The organism is Nonomuraea sp. LPB2021202275-12-8 (genome assembly GCF_037044575.1).
In the GTDB taxonomy this organism is placed as follows: domain Bacteria; phylum Actinomycetota; class Actinomycetes; order Streptosporangiales; family Streptosporangiaceae; genus Nonomuraea.
In genome coordinates, this window is record NZ_JBAHWD010000008.1 from 123087 (window position 1) to 139373 (window position 16287).

At 70.4% G+C, this 16287-nt stretch carries 20 protein-coding genes; 12 read left to right on the plus strand and 8 right to left on the minus strand.

From position 1 onward, the window contains the following. Positions 1-7: 7 nt before the first annotated feature. Together V5E28_RS17760 and V5E28_RS17765 are read right to left on the minus strand one after the other, a co-directional pair. Complete coding sequence (locus V5E28_RS17760; protein ID WP_336208033.1) at positions 8-1177, minus strand: MFS transporter; 1170 nt, start codon at positions 1175-1177, stop codon at positions 8-10. An 86-nt stretch (positions 1178-1263) separates the two neighbouring features. Further along, positions 1264-1953 carry a DUF998 domain-containing protein gene (locus V5E28_RS17765; RefSeq protein WP_336208034.1) on the minus strand — a complete coding sequence of 230 codons (690 nt, stop codon included), beginning with the start codon at positions 1951-1953 and terminating at the stop codon, positions 1264-1266. Positions 1954-2053: 100 nt separating this feature from the next. Between V5E28_RS17765 and V5E28_RS17770 the strand changes: the two genes are divergently transcribed. Next, on the plus strand, positions 2054-2599 hold the full coding sequence (locus tag V5E28_RS17770) for a TetR/AcrR family transcriptional regulator (protein WP_336208035.1): 546 nt from the start codon (positions 2054-2056) through the stop codon (positions 2597-2599). Positions 2600-2678: 79 nt separating this feature from the next. Next, positions 2679-3314, plus strand: coding sequence for a DUF1707 SHOCT-like domain-containing protein (locus tag V5E28_RS17775; protein ID WP_336208036.1), 636 nt, complete (start codon positions 2679-2681; stop codon positions 3312-3314). A gap of 3 nt (positions 3315-3317) precedes the next feature. Here V5E28_RS17775 and glpX read toward each other — a convergent pair whose 3' ends face one another. Continuing rightward, a complete protein-coding gene (gene glpX / locus V5E28_RS17780; RefSeq protein WP_336208037.1) occupies positions 3318-4352 on the minus strand; it encodes a class II fructose-bisphosphatase in 1035 nt (344 codons plus the stop codon). Between the two features lie 80 nt (positions 4353-4432). Between glpX and V5E28_RS17785 the strand changes: the two genes are divergently transcribed. The 3 genes from V5E28_RS17785 to V5E28_RS17795 are packed head-to-tail and all read left to right on the plus strand — an operon-like array spanning position 4433 to position 5874. Then, positions 4433-5044 (plus strand): TetR/AcrR family transcriptional regulator, encoded by a 612-nt coding sequence (locus tag V5E28_RS17785; protein WP_336208038.1) that lies wholly within the window; start codon positions 4433-4435, stop codon positions 5042-5044. Positions 5045-5055: 11 nt separating this feature from the next. After that, positions 5056-5592, plus strand: a complete 537-nt coding sequence (locus V5E28_RS17790; protein ID WP_336208039.1) for a DUF4245 domain-containing protein — start codon at positions 5056-5058, stop codon at positions 5590-5592. A gap of 48 nt (positions 5593-5640) precedes the next feature. Then, positions 5641-5874 carry an exodeoxyribonuclease VII small subunit gene (locus tag V5E28_RS17795; protein WP_336208040.1) on the plus strand — a complete coding sequence of 78 codons (234 nt, stop codon included), beginning with the start codon at positions 5641-5643 and terminating at the stop codon, positions 5872-5874. Positions 5875-5889: 15 nt separating this feature from the next. On the opposite strand, the gene V5E28_RS17800 is transcribed toward V5E28_RS17795, so the two are convergent. Then, complete coding sequence (locus V5E28_RS17800) at positions 5890-6297, minus strand: nitroreductase family deazaflavin-dependent oxidoreductase (protein ID WP_336208041.1); 408 nt, start codon at positions 6295-6297, stop codon at positions 5890-5892. Between the two features lie 85 nt (positions 6298-6382). Between V5E28_RS17800 and V5E28_RS17805 the strand changes: the two genes are divergently transcribed. Further along, entirely contained in the window at positions 6383-6985 is a 603-nt protein-coding gene (locus V5E28_RS17805; protein ID WP_336208042.1) for a TetR/AcrR family transcriptional regulator, read from the plus strand. Positions 6986-7024: 39 nt separating this feature from the next. On the opposite strand, the gene xseA is transcribed toward V5E28_RS17805, so the two are convergent. Together xseA and V5E28_RS17815 are read right to left on the minus strand one after the other, a co-directional pair. Beyond that, complete coding sequence (xseA, locus tag V5E28_RS17810) at positions 7025-8284, minus strand: exodeoxyribonuclease VII large subunit (protein ID WP_336208043.1); 1260 nt, start codon at positions 8282-8284, stop codon at positions 7025-7027. Between the two features lie 26 nt (positions 8285-8310). After that, the gene (locus tag V5E28_RS17815) at positions 8311-9288 is read right to left on the minus strand and encodes a hypothetical protein (RefSeq protein ID WP_336208044.1); all 978 of its coding nucleotides are present in this window, start codon (positions 9286-9288) and stop codon (positions 8311-8313) included. 101 nt (positions 9289-9389) lie between these two features. Between V5E28_RS17815 and V5E28_RS17820 the strand changes: the two genes are divergently transcribed. Continuing rightward, a complete protein-coding gene (locus V5E28_RS17820; RefSeq protein WP_336208045.1) occupies positions 9390-10355 on the plus strand; it encodes a 4-hydroxy-3-methylbut-2-enyl diphosphate reductase in 966 nt (321 codons plus the stop codon). Between the two features lie 4 nt (positions 10356-10359). Here V5E28_RS17820 and V5E28_RS17825 read toward each other — a convergent pair whose 3' ends face one another. Together V5E28_RS17825 and V5E28_RS17830 are read right to left on the minus strand one after the other, a co-directional pair. Then, complete coding sequence (locus V5E28_RS17825; protein WP_336208046.1) at positions 10360-10869, minus strand: DUF6542 domain-containing protein; 510 nt, start codon at positions 10867-10869, stop codon at positions 10360-10362. 14 nt (positions 10870-10883) lie between these two features. Beyond that, positions 10884-12140 carry a DNA recombination protein RmuC gene (locus V5E28_RS17830; RefSeq protein WP_336208047.1) on the minus strand — a complete coding sequence of 419 codons (1257 nt, stop codon included), beginning with the start codon at positions 12138-12140 and terminating at the stop codon, positions 10884-10886. 111 nt (positions 12141-12251) lie between these two features. On the opposite strand from V5E28_RS17830, the gene ychF reads away from it, so the two are divergent. The 5 genes from ychF (at position 12252) to V5E28_RS17855 (ending at position 16238) form a co-directional block, all read left to right on the plus strand. Then, on the plus strand, positions 12252-13328 hold the full coding sequence (gene ychF, locus V5E28_RS17835) for a redox-regulated ATPase YchF (protein WP_336208048.1): 1077 nt from the start codon (positions 12252-12254) through the stop codon (positions 13326-13328). 41 nt (positions 13329-13369) lie between these two features. Next, the gene (locus V5E28_RS17840; RefSeq protein WP_336208049.1) at positions 13370-14098 is read left to right on the plus strand and encodes a class I SAM-dependent methyltransferase; all 729 of its coding nucleotides are present in this window, start codon (positions 13370-13372) and stop codon (positions 14096-14098) included. A gap of 126 nt (positions 14099-14224) precedes the next feature. After that, positions 14225-14524 (plus strand): hypothetical protein, encoded by a 300-nt coding sequence (locus tag V5E28_RS17845; RefSeq protein WP_336208050.1) that lies wholly within the window; start codon positions 14225-14227, stop codon positions 14522-14524. A gap of 663 nt (positions 14525-15187) precedes the next feature. Next, the gene (locus V5E28_RS17850) at positions 15188-15910 is read left to right on the plus strand and encodes a conjugal transfer protein (protein ID WP_336208051.1); all 723 of its coding nucleotides are present in this window, start codon (positions 15188-15190) and stop codon (positions 15908-15910) included. A gap of 61 nt (positions 15911-15971) precedes the next feature. Then, positions 15972-16238: a hypothetical protein gene (locus tag V5E28_RS17855; RefSeq protein WP_336208193.1), complete on the plus strand. Its 267-nt coding sequence runs from the start codon at positions 15972-15974 to the stop codon at positions 16236-16238. Positions 16239-16287 lie beyond the last annotated feature (49 nt).

A 16287-nucleotide genomic window follows, 5' to 3' on the forward strand; every position in this document is an offset into this window, starting at 1 on the left:
CACGAGGTCATGGCGTCATGTCCGGGGCCTTGACCGAGGGGGCGAAGCCCTTGGCAAGCACCACGATCCCGGCGGCCAGCACCAGTGGCGCGACGAACCCGATCCGCATGTCGCCCGCGTCGGCGATCGCGCCCACCAGGCCGGAGCCGACGATGAAGCCGACGTAGTTGAACAGGTTGACCCTGGCGATGGCGACACCGGTGCCCGCCGGGTCGAGCCTGCCCGCCGCGGAGAACGACTGCGGCGCCACCACGGCCAGACCCACGCCGGTCAGCCCGAACGCCACGATGGCCAGCGGCTGGCTGGGGGCGGCGACGATGCCGAGGAAGCCGAGCGTGGCGATCGCGCCGCCGAGCCTGACGACGGTGGCCGGGCCGTACCTCCTGACCGCCAGGTCGCCGCCGAGCCTGACCAGCAGCGTGGTCGCCTGGTAGGCGGCGTAGGCCAGGGGGATCACCCTGGCGTCCGCCGACAGGACGTCCTGCATGAAGACCGTGCTGAAGTTCGACACCGCGGCGTCCCCGACGTACAGGAAGCCCATCGCCAGGCAGAGCGGGATGATCGGCCGCCAGGGGAACCGGCCGGTGGCGACCTCCACGGTGGTCTCCACCTTCTCCTCCGCCACCGTGTACAGCCTCGGACCGGCGAAGAGGGAGCCCGCCACGGCCACGACCATCGGGATCGCCATGACGGCCTCCAGCGGCAGGTCTTCGCCGGCCGCGGCCACCCAGAGCGCTCCGGCCAGGCTGAGCACGCTCCACAGGCAGTGGAAGCCGTTCAGCACGGCCCGGTCGTACCTGCGCTCCACGGCCACGCCCTGCATGTTCATGCCCGCGTCCACCGCGCCTACGGCCAGCCCGAACAGCAGCAGCACCGGCACGAGCAGCTGGACGTTCGGGGCCAGCCCGGCGAGCACCACGGCGACGGCCACCGCGGGCTGGGCCAGGCGCAGCAGCAGCTTGCTGCCCAGGCGGGCGGCGAACGAGCCGGCGGCCACGCTGCCGACCCCGGCGAAGACCGGCACGATGAGCAGGAGCGCCGTGAGCGCCCCGGTGCTGAGCTGGTGTTTGTCCTGCAGGTGCGCGACCTGGGTGAGCAGCGCGGCGAAGGACAGGCCCTGCACCGCGAAGACGACGAACGTGGCCAGGCGGGCTTGGCGATCACGCGGGGACGGCACGGCGGCCTCCTGATCGGGGGGGAATCAAACGTGAGGCTGGGTCAGGTTAGTCCGTGCGCCACGCGTACCACCAGCACGAGATCGTCTCAGACAGTAGGAATGCGTCGACCGTCCTCGGCGTCCCCTACAGGGGAGGACAGAGGGCCTTCCTGCGCCTGCGCCAGCCGCTGCCCGGCCGCCCACACGCCGAGCGCCGTCAGCGCCGCGACCTCGATGGCCGCGAGCCCGCGTTCGACCAGGCCGAGCGGCATCACCTGCCACCACGACAGCCCGCTGCGCGCGCCGACCGTCACCAGGGCGGCCATGCCCAGCACGAACAGCACCGAGAGCAGCCCGAACGCGAAGGCCGCCAGCGACGCCGCGCCCCGCTCCACGCGGCGCCACGGCCGGGCGATGATCAGCGCGGCCAGCGGGAGGCTGAGGAAGGCGACGACGCTGCCCGCCCGGTGGATGCTGCCGCTGAGACTGGGCCCCACAGACCAGTCGTGCTTGGGGAAGTAGGCCGTCACGAGCAGCCCGGCGCTCCACGCCATCAGTGCCAGGGTGCCGACGATCCCGGCCAGCCGCCTGCGTGCCAGCGAGACGCCGATGGCCGCCGAACCCGCCGCCAGCAGCGCGACGCCCAGCCCGAAGAGCCATCCCCCCTCCCGCAGGCCGTGCTCGCTGATGGTGCGCCGAAACGGGTCCATCTCGTCGAGTGCGGCCAGGTCCAGGCCGATGATCACGGTGACGCCGGCGCCCACGGCGCCCAGTCCCCAGCGTGCCGCCCGATGCACGACCACCCCTCTCGCCGATCCTCCTGCCGCCTTCAACGGCCGCGAACCCCGGTGGATTCCGGGAATTAAACGAGGCATGGTGTCTTGTAAGGTGGGCGCCATGGCAGGCAGACCGCGCAGCGAGGTGGCCAGGCACGCGATCCTGCGCGCCGCCCTGGAGCTGTGCGTGCGCGACGGGTACGCCGCCGTCACGCTCAAGGGCATCGCCGAGGCGGCGGGCACCGGGCGGCAGACCCTCTACCGGTGGTGGCCGACCAAGGCCCAGGTGCTGCTCGAAGCCGTGGCCGAAGCGGTCGGCACCCAGCCGCCGACGCCGCCGGACAGCGGCGACCCGCAGGAGGACCTGGTGGTCTTCCTGCGCGAGACGTTCGCGCTCGCCCACGGCTCCGCCGGGCGGGTGGTCGTCGGGCTGATGCTCGACGCCCAGAGCGACCCCGCCCTCGCCGCCGAGCTCGACGCCAGGCTGCTCTCCCCGCGCCGGCGGGCCCTGCGCGGCGTCCTGGAGCGCGGCGCGCCGGACGTGGACCCCGAGCTCGCGGTGGACGTCGCCTTCGGCGTGATGTGCTACCGCCTGCTCAACCGGCACGCGGAGGTGGACGCCGCGCTGGCCGAGGACGTCGCCGCCCTGATCGTCCCGATCCGCTGAGACCACCGCCTGCTAGGGGGAGCGTTCCGGTTTCCTGGGGGATATTGTCTGAAGTGTGAATGAACGCCCTGGATCCTGGTTGCCGCGTCTGCAGGAAGTCGGGGAGCGGCTGGCGGAAGAGTGGACGTCGGCCCGCCGCGGCGCCCAGAACGGCTCCCCGGACGGCTCCCCCCAGCCGCACGAGCTGCGAGCCTCCGACGCCGACCGCGAGCGCATCGCCCAGGTGCTCCAGGACGCCCACGCCGACGGCCGTCTCATGCTGGACGAGCTCGAGGAGCGGCTCACGATCGTCTACTCGGCCCGCACGCTCGGCGAGCTAGCCCACGTCACCGCCGACCTGCTGCCCGCCGAAGAGCAGCCGCTCAACCTCGACGGCAGGCCCGTCTCCGCGATCTTCAAGAAGGAGCAGCGCGGCGGTCGCTGGGTGGTGCCCGCCGAGCTGACCGTGACGGCCATGTTCGGCACCACCAAGCTCGACCTGCGCGACGCGATCCTGCAGAACCGGCGGATCATCATCAACGCCACCCTGGTCTTCGGCGGGCTGGAGATCCACGTGCCCGAAGGGCTCGAGGTCATCCGCGTCACCAAGGACAAGACCGCCCGCCTCACCAAGCAGCCGACCGAGCCGGGAGCGCCCGTGGTCGAGGTGCGCACCACGAACTTCGCCGGCGAGGTCAAGGTCAAGGAACCACCCCGGCGCAAGCGCCGCCGCTGACCCTCACCCCGCGGTGTCGAAGTTGATCGCGCTGTAGGCGCGCAGCTTCCACAGCTGGTGCTCGCTCTCGACCTTGCGGATCGTGCCCGAACGCCCGCGCATCACCAGCGACTGCGTCATCGCCACCCCGCCCCGGTAACGCACACCTTCCATCAGCTCGCCCTTGGTGATGCCCGTCGCCGCGAAGAACACGTCGTCGGACCTGACCAGGTCGTTCGTGGTCAGCACCTGGCCGAGGTCGTGCCCGGCGTCGATGGCCTTGTGGCGCTCGGCGTCGTCGCGCGGCCACAGCTTGCCCTGGATGACGCCGCCCAGGCACTTGAGCGCGCAGGCCGCGATGATGCCCTCGGGCGTGCCGCCGATGCCCAGCATCAGGTCGATGCCGGTGCCGCCACGCGCGGCCATGATCGCGCCCGCCACGTCGCCGTCGGTGATGAACTTGATCCGGGCCCCGGTCTCTCTGATCTCCTTGACCAGCCGCTCGTGCCTGGGCCGGTCGAGCACGACCACCGTGACGTCGGAGGGCGAGCAGTGCTTGGCCTTGGCGACGGCGTTGATGTTCGTCGCGACGGGCGCCTCGATGTCCACCACTTCGGCCGCCTCCGGCCCGGTGACCAGCTTCTCCATGTAGAACACGGCAGACGGGTCGTACATCGACCCGCGCTCGCTCATCGCGATCACCGAGACCGCGTCGGGCATGCCGAGCGCCGTCAGCCTGGTGCCGTCGATCGGGTCCACCGCGACGTCGCACTCCGGACCGCTGCCGTCGCCGACCCGCTCGCCGTTGAACAGCATCGGGGCGTGATCCTTCTCGCCCTCGCCGATGACCACCACACCGTTCATGGACACCGTGTTGATCAGCTGGCGCATCGCGTTGACGGCGGCGCCGTCAGCGCCGTTCTTGTCGCCTCGTCCCACCCAGCGAGCCGCCGCCATCGCCGCCGCCTCCGTGACCCGGACGAGCTCCAGGGCGAGGTTGCGGTCGGGTGCGCGCTCGCCCGTGGCCAGCGCGGGGGGTACGGACGTCTGATCGGACATGATGAGAGGCCTCCTAGGAACGACTACCTCGATCGTAGTTGTCCCTGTATCCCCGGTCAGCGGAGGATAATGTGCCACTCATGAGCAGCGATGTGGAACAGCCGGTGACAGCGCGCACCTCCGAGCGTGGTGCGGCCACGCGCACGGCGCTCCTCAAGGCTGCCAGGGACGTCTTCGTCTCCAGAGGCTTCGCCGAGGCGGGCGTGACGGACGTGGTGGCCAGGGCCGACGCCAGCGTCGGCAGCCTCTACCACCACTTCGCGGGCAAGGCGGACCTCTACCTGACCTTGTTCGAGGAGTTTCAGGCCAGGCAGACGCAGCGCACCAAGCAGGCCGCCCGCGAGGCCCGCAACTCCGGCGAGAGCGACCCCATGCGGGTCTTCATCAGCGCCGCCCGCGCCTACCTCGAAGGCTGCCTCGCCGAGCGTGAGCTCGCCGCGCTGTTCCTGCGTGGCGACGGCCCGCCCGGCTTCGAGGTCGTCATGCGCGACCGGCTGCGCACCTGGGCCAGGCGCAACGCCACCCTCTTCGACGACGACCAGAACGCCCTGGCCGTGGTCATCACCGGCGCCCTGGCCGCCGCCGTCACCGAGGTCGTCCAGTCGGGCGATCGCGAGCTGGCCGAGGACGTGCTCACCATCATCGGCCAGATCCGTCCGGCCACTTCGGCGAGCGGCACCACCAACGGGTAACCTCGCCAAGTGTGCGACGGTTCACCGAAGGTTTCTACGGCTACGCGGTAGCCCTGTTCGTCTGCCTCGCGGCGGCTGGGCTGTTCCTGCTCATCACGCCGCAGAGCAGCGGGGAGCACATCCCCAAGCGCGACTACTCCATCACGGTCGCCAACTTCGGCCGTACGGTGCCATACCAGGTGTGGGCCCCCGTCAAGGACCCAGTGGGCTGGGTCCCCAACAGCAACAGGATCGCCAAGGGCGAGAACGGCGCCCAGGTTCTCCACCTCGGCTACGCCACCGCCAAGCGGGAGCACGCGATGATCATCCAGAGCGACGAGAAGCCTCCGGCGGGCTTCGCCAACCGGATGGCCAACTCCGACAAGGCCGTCGGCACCCAGCAGGTCAACGGCCAGCCCTGGGAGCGGCGCTGGCGCGAGGACAAGAACCAGCGAACCCTGGTCCGCACCCTGCCTGACGTCACGGTGGTGGTCACCGGCACGGCGGACTGGCCCGAGCTGGCCGAGATCGCCGCCACCCTCCAGCAGCGCCCCAAGCCGACCGCCTGACGGTGGGCCTGGCCGCGCCTGTCGGCCGGTGACTCTATGGTGGTGCGCGTGGCAGACGAGAAGGCACCCTCATACGAGCAGGCCCGCGAGGAGCTGACCGAGGTGGTGCGCCGCCTCGAGACCGGCGGGCTCACGCTGGAGCAGTCGATCGAGCTGTGGGAGCGGGGCGAGAAGCTGGCCGCGATCTGCGAGGAGTGGCTCCAGGGCGCTCGGGTCAAGCTTGCCGCCGCCATGGCGCGCAGGTCCGACCCCACCGCCGCCGCGGACGACGCCCCCTTCTAGCCGGCGCGCGAGCCGTCAGGCGCGGTGCAGGGCCACGACGGGGATGCGGCGCGTGGTCTTCGCCTCATACTCCGCGAATGTCGCGGCGCGCTCCACTATGCGCGCATACAGCCTGTCGCGCTCCTCGCCCTCGATGAAGCTCGCCGTCACCTCGAAGGTCTCCGTGCCGATCTCGGCGGTGGCCTCGGGCTTGGCGACGAGGTTGTGATACCAGGCGGGGTGGTGGTCGGCTCCCGCGTTGGAGGCGATGACGATGTAGCGGTCGCCGTCCTCGAAGTACATCACCGGGCTGGTGGTGCGGTTGCCCGACTTGGCGCCGGTCGTGGTGAGCAGGACCAGGGTGGCCCCTTCGAAGTAACCGCCGACCACGCCCTTGTTGGCGCGGAACTCCTCGATGATCTGCTGGTTGAAGTCGTTGGGCATGGCATGCTCCTTAATCGGAGAAGTCTCCGTCTAACCGCCGAGACTAACCGGAGATTCCTCCGGTTGCAAAGGCTATGCTCGGCGTGTGCGTCAACAGTTGCCGATCGTCGGGCAGCCGCAGCCGGAGCGCGCTGATGCCGCTCGAAACCGGCAGAAGATCATCGATGTCGCCGCCCGCATGATCGAGTCCAGAGGCGCCGACCAGCTCTCCCTCGACGAGGTGGCCCGCGAGGCATGCGTGGGCGTGGGCACCGTCTATCGCCGCTTCGGCGACCGGGCCGGGCTGGTGTTCGCGCTCATCGACGAGCGCGAACGCCGGTTTCAGCAGGCCTTCCTGAGCGGCCCCCCGCCGGTCGGCCCGGGGGCGGCACCGGCCGAGCGCGTCAGGGCGTTCCTCGCCGCGCTCGTGGACCGCATCGTCGACCAGCAGGACCTCTTCCTGCTGCTGGAGCTCGGCTCGCCGAAGGCCAAGTACAGCGGGCCGTACCGGATCCACCACACCCACCTGGCCACCCTGCTCGCCCAGGTCAGGCCGGAGGCCGACCCCCGGTTCCTGGCCGACGCCCTGCTCGCTCCGCTCACCGCCCACATGATCAGCTATCAGCGCGAGGAGCGCGGCCTGACCGTCGAGGCCATCAAGGCCGGCGTCGACGACCTCGCCCAGGCGCTCACGCGCCCGAGCGGGTGAGCGGATCGGTTTTCCCCGCGCGGGGAGCCGGCCCTGAGATCAGGAGGTCTTCGCGGGGCCCTCGGGCTTCTTGCGAGCTTTGCGGGGTTTGTCGTCGGCCGGCTCGACGCGGACGGTCAGACGGTCGTCGGGAAGCCGGACGGTGAGCAGGGCGCCAGGAGAGACGTCCTTGGCCAGGCGGACCACCTCGCCCGACGGGTGCTGGACGATGGCGTAGCCGCGCTCCAGCGTGGCCGCCGGAGACAGGGCGACGAGCCGGGCGCGGATGTGCGTCAGGTCGTCGCCGGCCCGCTCCAGCGAGCTCGTCAGCGACCGCCTGGCCCGCTCGCGCATGGCGTCGACCTGCTCGGCCCGCCTCTCCAGCTCACGCACCGGGTCGGCCAGCGACGGGCGGGAGCGGACCGAGGTGAGCCACGACATCTCGCGGTCGAGCCAGCCGCTCACCACCCTGCGGCCCCGGTCGCGGAGCTGGCGCACCAGCGCGAGCTGCTCCCCGACGTCGGGGACGACCTTCTTGGCGGCGTCCGTGGGGGTGGAGGCGCGCAGGTCGGCCACCAGGTCGAGCAGCGGGCTGTCCTGCTCGTGGCCGATCGCGCTCACCACGGGGGTGCGGCAGGCGGCCACCGAGCGGACGAGCGTCTCGTCGGAGAACGGCAGCAGGTCTTCGAGCGAGCCGCCGCCGCGGGCGATCACGATGACCTCGACAGAGGAGTCGGCGTCGAGCTTGGCCAGCGCCTCGGTGACCTCGCCCACCGCGTAGGGGCCCTGGACGGCCACCTCCTCGACCTTGAACCGCACGGCCGGCCAGCGGCGCCTGGCATTCTCCAGCACGTCGCGCTCCGCGGCCGAGTCGCGCCCGCAGATCAGTCCCACCGTGCCGGGCAGGAACGGCAGCCGCCGCTTCCTGTCGGTGTTGAACAGCCCCTCGGCCGCCAGCAACTGGCGCAGCCGCTCCAGCCGGGCCAGCAACTCGCCCACGCCGATGGGGCGGATCTCCAGGGCGGTGAACGCGAACGAACCCCTGTTGACCCAGAAGTCCGGTTTGACGTGCACCACCACCCTGGCGCCGTCGGCGGGGCGCGGCACGGTCGCCTCGTAGACGCCGCGCGGAGCGGTGACCCGGGCCGACACGTTGGCCACCGGGTCGCGCAGGGTCAGGAAGACTGTGCCCCCGCGCGCGCTCAGGTCCGTGATCTGGCCTTCGACCCAGACCGTCCCGAGCTTGCCGATCCAGCCGCCCACCATCTGCAGGACGGTGCGGACCGGCAGCGGTGACTCGGGCGTGGTCTTCGAGGTCATGGCGGAAGACTACGGTGCCGCGGTGACTATTCCCCCGCCTGCAGCTTGGCCAGGCGGTTCTCAAACATGCGCACGACGTCGGGGCGGGCGGTCGTGGCCTGCTCGAAGGCGAGCATCGCGCCGATCTGCTCGGCGGACTTGCCGCGCATCCTGGCGCGCAGCGAGGCGACGGTCAGCTCCGAGTAGCCCGGCAGCGGCTCGGCCAGACCCGTCACGGCGGTGGCGGCCTGCTTGGCGTCGTCCTCCTCGGCCGGGACGGCCTCGACGGCCTCCGCCAGCTTGGCGGCCTTCGGCTTGGCGGTCCTCGGCTTGGCGGCCCTGGTCGCCTTCGCCTTGGCGGCCTTCGGCTTCTCCGCGGCGGCCGGCTCGGGCTCGGTCATGGTGATGGGCTTGGCGACGGCGGGCTCAGGAGCGAGCGTGGGAGCCGCGCTGGCGGCGGGAGGCTCGGGCGCGGCCACGGGGGCGGACGAGGCGGCGGGAGGCTCCGGAGCGGCCACAGGGGCTGACGAGGCGGCGGGAGGCTCGGAAACGCCGGAGGACGCGGGCGTGGAGCCGGTGACCTCGGTCTTGGCCTCGGTCTTGGCGGTGGGCCCGGCGGTGGGCCCGGCGGTGGGCTCGGTCGCGGGCTCCGGGACCGGCTTGGCGGCGGGGCTGAAGATGACCGGGTCCGGCTTGGTCCTGGCCGTGCCGTTGGGCTCGGCGGCGCTGGGGCGGGGGGCGAAGATGACCGGCTCCTTGCGCGCCGGCTTGTCCTCCTCGGCGGTCGCGGCCAGTTGCTCGGCGGCCGAGGGGCGGGAGTCGTACTCCTGCTCCTTCTTCTCCTCCTCCTTGGCGCCCAGTCCCTTGATCGAGTTCTTGACGCGGTCGACCAGCAGAAGTGCCTGGCCCGCCGCGCTGAGCGTGGTCTGGACGACGAGGAGCGGGAGGCCGCGCGCCTTGCCCTTCATCTCGTCCTTGTCGGTGACGGTCTTGGTGATGTTGCGTATCACGTCGCTGAGGGACATGTACGTCTCCCTGGGAGGTCAGTATTGGACGGCCAGTCTGGCAAACGGCGGGCAACCACGCACGCGCGGGCCTGGTGGCCGCTCCACGTAGCATAAGAAGTATGGAGCCCCAGACTGCTACTTCCCGCCGAGTCCTCGTAGCCAGGCCCCGTGGCTACTGTGCCGGAGTCGATCGAGCCGTCGTAGCGGTCGAGAAGGCCCTGGAGCAGTACGGCGCGCCTGTTTACGTGCGTAAGCAGATCGTCCACAACACCCACGTGGTCAAGACCCTCGAAGCCAAGGGCGCCATCTTCGTCGAGGAGACGGAGGAGGTGCCCGAGGGGGAGATCGTGGTCTTCTCCGCCCACGGCGTCTCGCCCGCCGTGCACGGTGAGGCCGAGCGGCGCAAGCTGCGCACCATCGACGCCACCTGCCCGCTGGTGACGAAGGTGCACAACGAGGCCAAGAGGTTCGCCAACCAGGACTACGACATCCTGCTCATCGGCCACGAGGGGCACGAGGAGGTCGAGGGCACCTCCGGCGAGGCGCCCGAGCACATCCAGCTCGTCGACGGCCTCGACTCGGTGGACCGCATCCAGGTGCGCGACCCCAAGAGGCTGGTCTGGCTGTCGCAGACCACGCTGTCGGTCGACGAGACCACCGAGACGGTCGCCCGGCTCAAGGAGCGCTTCCCCACGCTGATCGACCCGCCCAGCGACGACATCTGCTACGCCACCCAGAACCGCCAGACGGCCGTCAAGGAGATCGCGGCGCAGTCCCAGCTCGTGATCGTGGTCGGCTCCGAGAACTCCTCCAACTCCAAGCGGCTGGTGGAGGTCGCCAAGGACTACGGCGCGGACGCCTCCTACCTCGTCGACAACGCCACCTTCATCAGGGACGAGTGGCTCGACGGCATCACCACGGTCGGCGTGACGAGCGGCGCCTCGGTGCCGGAGGAGCTGGTCGAGGAGGTGCTCGCGCGGCTGGCCCAGCACGGGTTCGGCGACGTGGAGGAGGTCGAGCCGGTGCAGGAGAGCGTGCGGTTCGCGCTGCCCCACGAGCTCCGCAAGGACCTGCGAGCTTCCTGAGCGGCTAGTCCTCGGTGCGCGGGGTGCCGTAGAGCTTGGGCTCGAAGTAGCCCTCGGGCTCCGGGACGAACGGCTGGCGCGGGCGCGGCGCCTCCGCGCCCGCCCGCAGCTCCTCACGCAGCTCACGGACGTTGTCGCGCAGCCCCCGGCCCCACGCCACGCCGAGCACGACGGCCGACCCGGCGAACAGCCAGGGGGCCCCGCTCGACAGCGAGCCGTAGAGGCCGAGTGCCAGCGACTGCACGATGCCGACCGAGCTGAGCGCCCGCCCGAGCTCGACGAAGAGCGTCGCGACGAAGAACACCAGCGGCGGCGTTACCACCAGCGACAGCAGCTCGCGCCGGTTGACCAGCATCACGCTCAGCAGGCACGCGGCCACGAACGCCAGGCCGATCAGCACCGGCATGTCCAACAGGGCGGCCAGGACATAGCCGGCGAGTGTGGCGAGCAGCGTGAGCGCGATGGCGCCGCGGGCGGTCAGCCTGACGGCCGATCGCTTGCCTTTTCCGGACATTGGCCCCGCCCCCCTTACTGCGACCCGTTGGCCAACTTACCGTTCGCGTGCGAAATGAGAGACGTGGTTTCCAGCAGTTCGGGAGAGGCCAGCGGCCTGGGCAGGCCGTCGAGCATCTCGGGGGAGTCGAGCTCGCCGTCCACTACGCCCAGATCGTGCAGTTTTCGCGCGGTGACCAGGACGCGGCTCTCCAGAGAGCCGACCGACTTGTTGTACGCCTCCACGGTACGCGTGAGCGCCCTGCCGAGCGACTCCACGTTCCGGCCCAGCGAGGACAGCCTTTCGTACAGCTCCTTGCCGAGCTCGAACACCGCCCTGGCGTTCTCGCTCAGTGCCGCCTGCTGCCAGGCGTAGTGCGCGGTGCGCAGCATCGTGATCAGCGTGGTCGGGGTGGCGATGTGCACCCGCCGGATCATCGCGTACTCCAGCAGGCCCGGATCCCTCTCCAGCGCGGGCGCCAGGAACGCCTCACCGGGGATGAACAGGACGACGAACTCCGGCGACGGGTTGAACCCCTGCCAGTAGGCCTTCGCGGCGAGCTTGTCGATGTGCTCGCGGACATGCCTGGCGTGCGCGTCGAGCCGCACCGAGGCCAGCGACTCGTCGGCGGCCTCGGCGGCCTCCAGGTAGGCGGCCAGCGAGACCTTGGAGTCGACCACGATGTTCTTGCCGCCGGCCAGCCGCACCACCATGTCGGGCCGCTGGGCGCCCTCGGTCACCTGCTCGTCGAAGTCGCAGTGGCGCTGCATCCCGGCGATCTCGGCGACCCTGCGCAGTTGCATCTCGCCCCAGCGCCCGCGCGCCTCGGGCCGTTGCAGCGCCCGCACCAGAGCGGTGGTCTGCGCACGCAGCTGCTCGTGGCTGTGCCGGACGAAGTCCATCTGCTGGGCCAGTTCGGCGCGGGCGGCGCGCTGGCCCGACTCGGTGTCGCGCAGCTGCGCCTCGACCCGCGCCAGCGCGTCCTTCAGCGGCTCGACCAGGTGCTCGACCGCCTGCTTGCGCTGCTCCAGGTCGCCGCTCGCCTCCGCCCGGCTGGCCGCCAGCCGGGTCTCCGCCAGCTCCAGGAAACGCACGTTGTTGACGTCGAGCGCCCGCGTGGACAGGGCCTGGAAGCGCTCGGCGAGCTGCTCCTCGACGTAGACGAGCTTCTCGGCGGAGGATCTGGCCCGGGCGTCGGCCTCGGCCATTCGCACCGCCGCTCTCGTCCTGGCCACCAGGAATCCGATGGCCAAACCGATGAGCAGACCGATGAGAAGCGAGACGACATCCATCCCAGCGATGATTGCAGGACATCGCGCCCGGATCCCGCCCCGACACGCCTCGCCCGCCCGCGTTCGCCGCCGTATCCGGCCGCCTCGCGCGAGCAAGTAAACTCGCTGGACGTGAGCCTCTCAATCGGCATCGTCGGCCTGCCCAACGTCGGTAAGTCCACGCTGTTCAACGCGCTGACCAAGACGGGCAACGCCCTCGCCGCGAACTACCCGTTCGCCACCATCGAGCCCAACGTGGGCATCGTGGGAGTGCCCGACGAGCGGCTCCCCAAGCTGGCCGAGATCTTCGCATCTGCGAAGATCCTGCCCGCCAAGGTGGAGTTCGTCGACATCGCGGGCCTGGTCAAGGGCGCTTCCGAGGGGCAGGGCAGGGGCAACCAGTTCCTCGCCAACATTCGCGACACCGACGCGATCTGCCAGGTGATCCGGGTCTTCACCGACCCCGACGTCACGCACGTCGACGGCGAGATCTCCCCCAAGCGCGACATCGAGACGATCAACACCGAGTTGATCATGGCGGACCTGCAGACGGTCGAGAAGGCCATCCCGCGCCTGCAGAAGGAGTCGCGCCACAACAAGGACAAGAAGGCCGCCCTGGAGGCGGCCGAGGCCGCGCTCAAGGTCCTGGAGACCGGCAAGACCATCTTCGAGAGCGGGCTCGACGGCGCCGAGCTGCGCGAGCTCCACCTGCTGACGGCCAAGCCGTTCCTCTACGTGTTCAACCTCGACGCCGACGAGCTGGTCGACGAGGGCCTGCGGGCCCAGCTGTCGACCCTGGTCGCGCCCGCCGAGGCCGTATTCCTCGACGCCAAGATCGAGTCGGAGCTGGTGGAGCTCGACGACGAGGAGGCGCTGGAGCTGCTGCAGTCGGTAGGCCAGCAGGAGTCCGGCCTCTCGCAGCTGGCCAGGGTCGGCTTCGAGACGCTCGGCCTGCAGACCTACCTGACGGCCGGGCCCAAGGAGAGCAGGGCCTGGACGATCCGCAAGGGCGCCACCGCGCCGGAGGCGGCCGGGGTGATCCACACCGACTTCCAGCGCGGCTTCATCAAGGCGGAGGTCGTCTCCTTCGAGGATCTGATGGAGGCCGGCTCGATCGCCAACGCCCGCTCGGCCGGCAAGGCCCGCATCGAGGGCAAGGACTACGTCATGCGCGACGGCGACGTGGTGGAGTTCCGCTTCAACGTGTGAGCGCGCACCGCCCCCGCGGCTGGTGACCTAGCGTGGGGCCCATGCCCGACCCGATCTTCGCGGACCGCCGGCTGGCCCGGATCTACGATCCGCTCGACCCCGACCGCGGTGACCTCGACGCCTATGCCGCGATCGTCGCCGAGTTCGGCGCGCGCAGCGTTCTCGACGTGGGGTGCGGCACCGGCTCCTTCGCCTGCGTGCTGGCGGCGCGCGGCGTCGAGGTCGTCGGTGTGGATCCGGCCGAGGCCTCGCTCGAGGTCGCGCGGGGCAAGCCCGGCGCGGAGCGGGTGCGGTGGATCCTGGGTGACGCCACCACGCTGCCGCCGATGCGGGCGGACCTGGCCACCATGACCGGCAACGTGGCGCAGGTCTTCCTCACCGACGAGGACTGGACCGCCACCCTGCGCGGGATCCGGGCGTGCCTGCGGCCGGAGGGCGTCCTGGTCTTCGAGACCCGCGACCCGGCCCGCCGGGCCTGGCAGGAGTGGGACCGCCGGCAGACGCTGTCCACCACCGACATCCCGGGCGTCGGGGCCGTGGAGACGTGGTGCGAGGTGCTGGACGTGTCCGAGCCGCTCGTCACCTTCCGCTGGACGTACGTGTTCGCGCGGGACGGCGCGGTCGTCACGTCGGACTCGACGCTCCGCTTCCGCGGCCGGGACGAGGTCGAGCGGTCCTTGCGGCGTTCGGGCTTCCGCGTGGAGGACGTACGCGACGCCCCGGATCGCCCCGGGCGCGAGTTCGTCTTCGTGGCTCGCCCGGTTCTCTGAGGCTGCCGGCCTTCCGGAGAGCTGCTGTCGCTAAACGTCTGATTGCGGGACAACTGCCGCGTCAACCACTTCGGGTCGCCGCGCGTCGAATCGTCACGGCGTTCACGCTGACTCGGGAGGCCCCTCATGATCCGCCGCATCATCCAGAAACGACGCTCGGAGCCCAGGCTCGCGGGCATCAGCCTCGAAGAGGAGCTCGCTCTGCTGCGGGTGGAGCTCATGTACGGCCTGCGCGTCAATCGTGAGGCCTACCTGCGCAGGAAGGTGGACGAGCGGGAGGAGCTCGCCACGCACCTGCGGGCCCGTGACACCACCACCATGCTGGCGGAGTTGCGAGGGACGCTGGAGCGGGCGGTGCAGCCGACGGTGGTGGATCTGCACAGCAGGAGGCGGCCGGTCGGCAACCAGGATCCCGAGCCCGCCTGACCGAGAGCCGTCCGGACGTGCCGCCTGCCCGCTATCGGGCAGGCGGCCGTTCCCATCTTCGGGCGTGTCGTCGCAGGTCAGCGAGGCCTGGCGCGATGAGGACAGCAATCCGTGGCCGCCGCGCTATGCGAATTTAGGTCTCTGGCCTGGTCAAATGCCCATTCGACAGGGAACCCTCACAAGTTGGCACGCTGATGCGTTCATGCGCACTTGGTTTGCCCCCGGACGGCGATGCCTGCAGCATGGTCATAGCTTTCCTGGAACAATGGCGGAGACCGGATAAGGTGACTGCTTCACCACGGATGATGGGGATCGGCAACGGACGACACCGCGCCAGCCGGGGGGATTGGCGCGAGCGGAGGCGTGATGGCTCGTAGGTCAACCGTCCAGCACGGTCCTCGGATCGCTGGCGACCCCGAGCTTTCCGTACGCCATGACACAGCCGACTTCGACGCGCCGCGCCCGCGCCGGCCGCGGCGTGGTGGTTGGTCGGGCGGCGGCGGGCGTTGGTTGGTGTGGACCGGCCGCATCATTCTCTGGGCGCTTATCGTAGTTATCGTGGTTAATGGGATCCGTGCCCCATTTGAGCGGTTTACCGGGCAAAACACTGCCGCTCCCAATGAGGCCGCGCAGCCGGACAACGGGTTCCCGACCGATCGGGGGATGGCATTCGCCGCCCAGTTCGCCGGGGTTTACCTGAATTTCAGCCCGGAAGACGCCGTGAGCAGATCAGGCAAGCTCGCGGCATTCGTGGCCGACGACATGGATCAGCAGCTCGGCTGGGACGGCAACGGCAAGCTGGGCGCCGTCGCGATCCAGCCGTACGACATCGAGGTCGCCGACGCCGCCAACGCCGTCGTCACGGTCGCCTTCCAGTCGGGCACCCGCAGGTTCCACCTGTCCGTGCCCGTCTACTACTCGGGTGACGAGGGCGGCAGGAGATTCGTCGTCTCGGGCTGGCCCGCGATCCTGCCCGCGCCCGCGCCCGCCGAGCTGCCGCAGGTCGCGGAGCCGGAGAGCGACGACGCGGCGGCGACCGAGCTCAAGCCGCAACTGGAGGGCTTCTTCCGCAACTACGCCTCCGGCAACACCGCGGAGTTGCAGCGCTACGTCACCGCCGGCACGAGCCTGCCGAGCTTCGCCGGCGCCTTCACCTTCGCAGAGCTCAAGAGCGTCGTGGTGCCTGTGGGGGGCGCCACCCGAGAGATCCAGGCGGTCGTGGTGTGGGTCGTGCCGAACGGCGCGACGCCGTCGGCCGAACCCGAGACCACCGACCCGGGTGCGGGAGCCGGCCGCCTCCAGCAGGCCTATCGCCTCACTGTCGAGAAGCAGGGCGACAAATGGTATGTCGACGACATCCGCGGTGCCGGTCGGGCCGTTGGGTAGACGCACGACCGCACTGCTGATCGGCATCCCCCCAGGAGGACAAGAAGTGATCTTGAAAACGATATTGCTCAACCTGATCGAACTGACGCCGACACCCGCACCCACAGGCGTCAACACCGAAGGGCTCGCCAACTTCCTGCGCGCCTTCTTCGCCCCGCTCTTCCTCGTCGTCGTCTCCGTGGTCGCGCTGTTCTTCCTCTTCACGCGCGAGATCACGCGATTCGTGCAGTTCCTCATCCTGGCCGTGGCCATCGGCGTGATCTTCTACGTTCCCAACATCATCGAGGTGACGGCGAAGGCGATCGCGGGAGCCCTGGGCATCCAGTAAGGGTTGAGACCGCTCCATGGCGGTCATGAACGAGCGGGTGGAGAGGAGG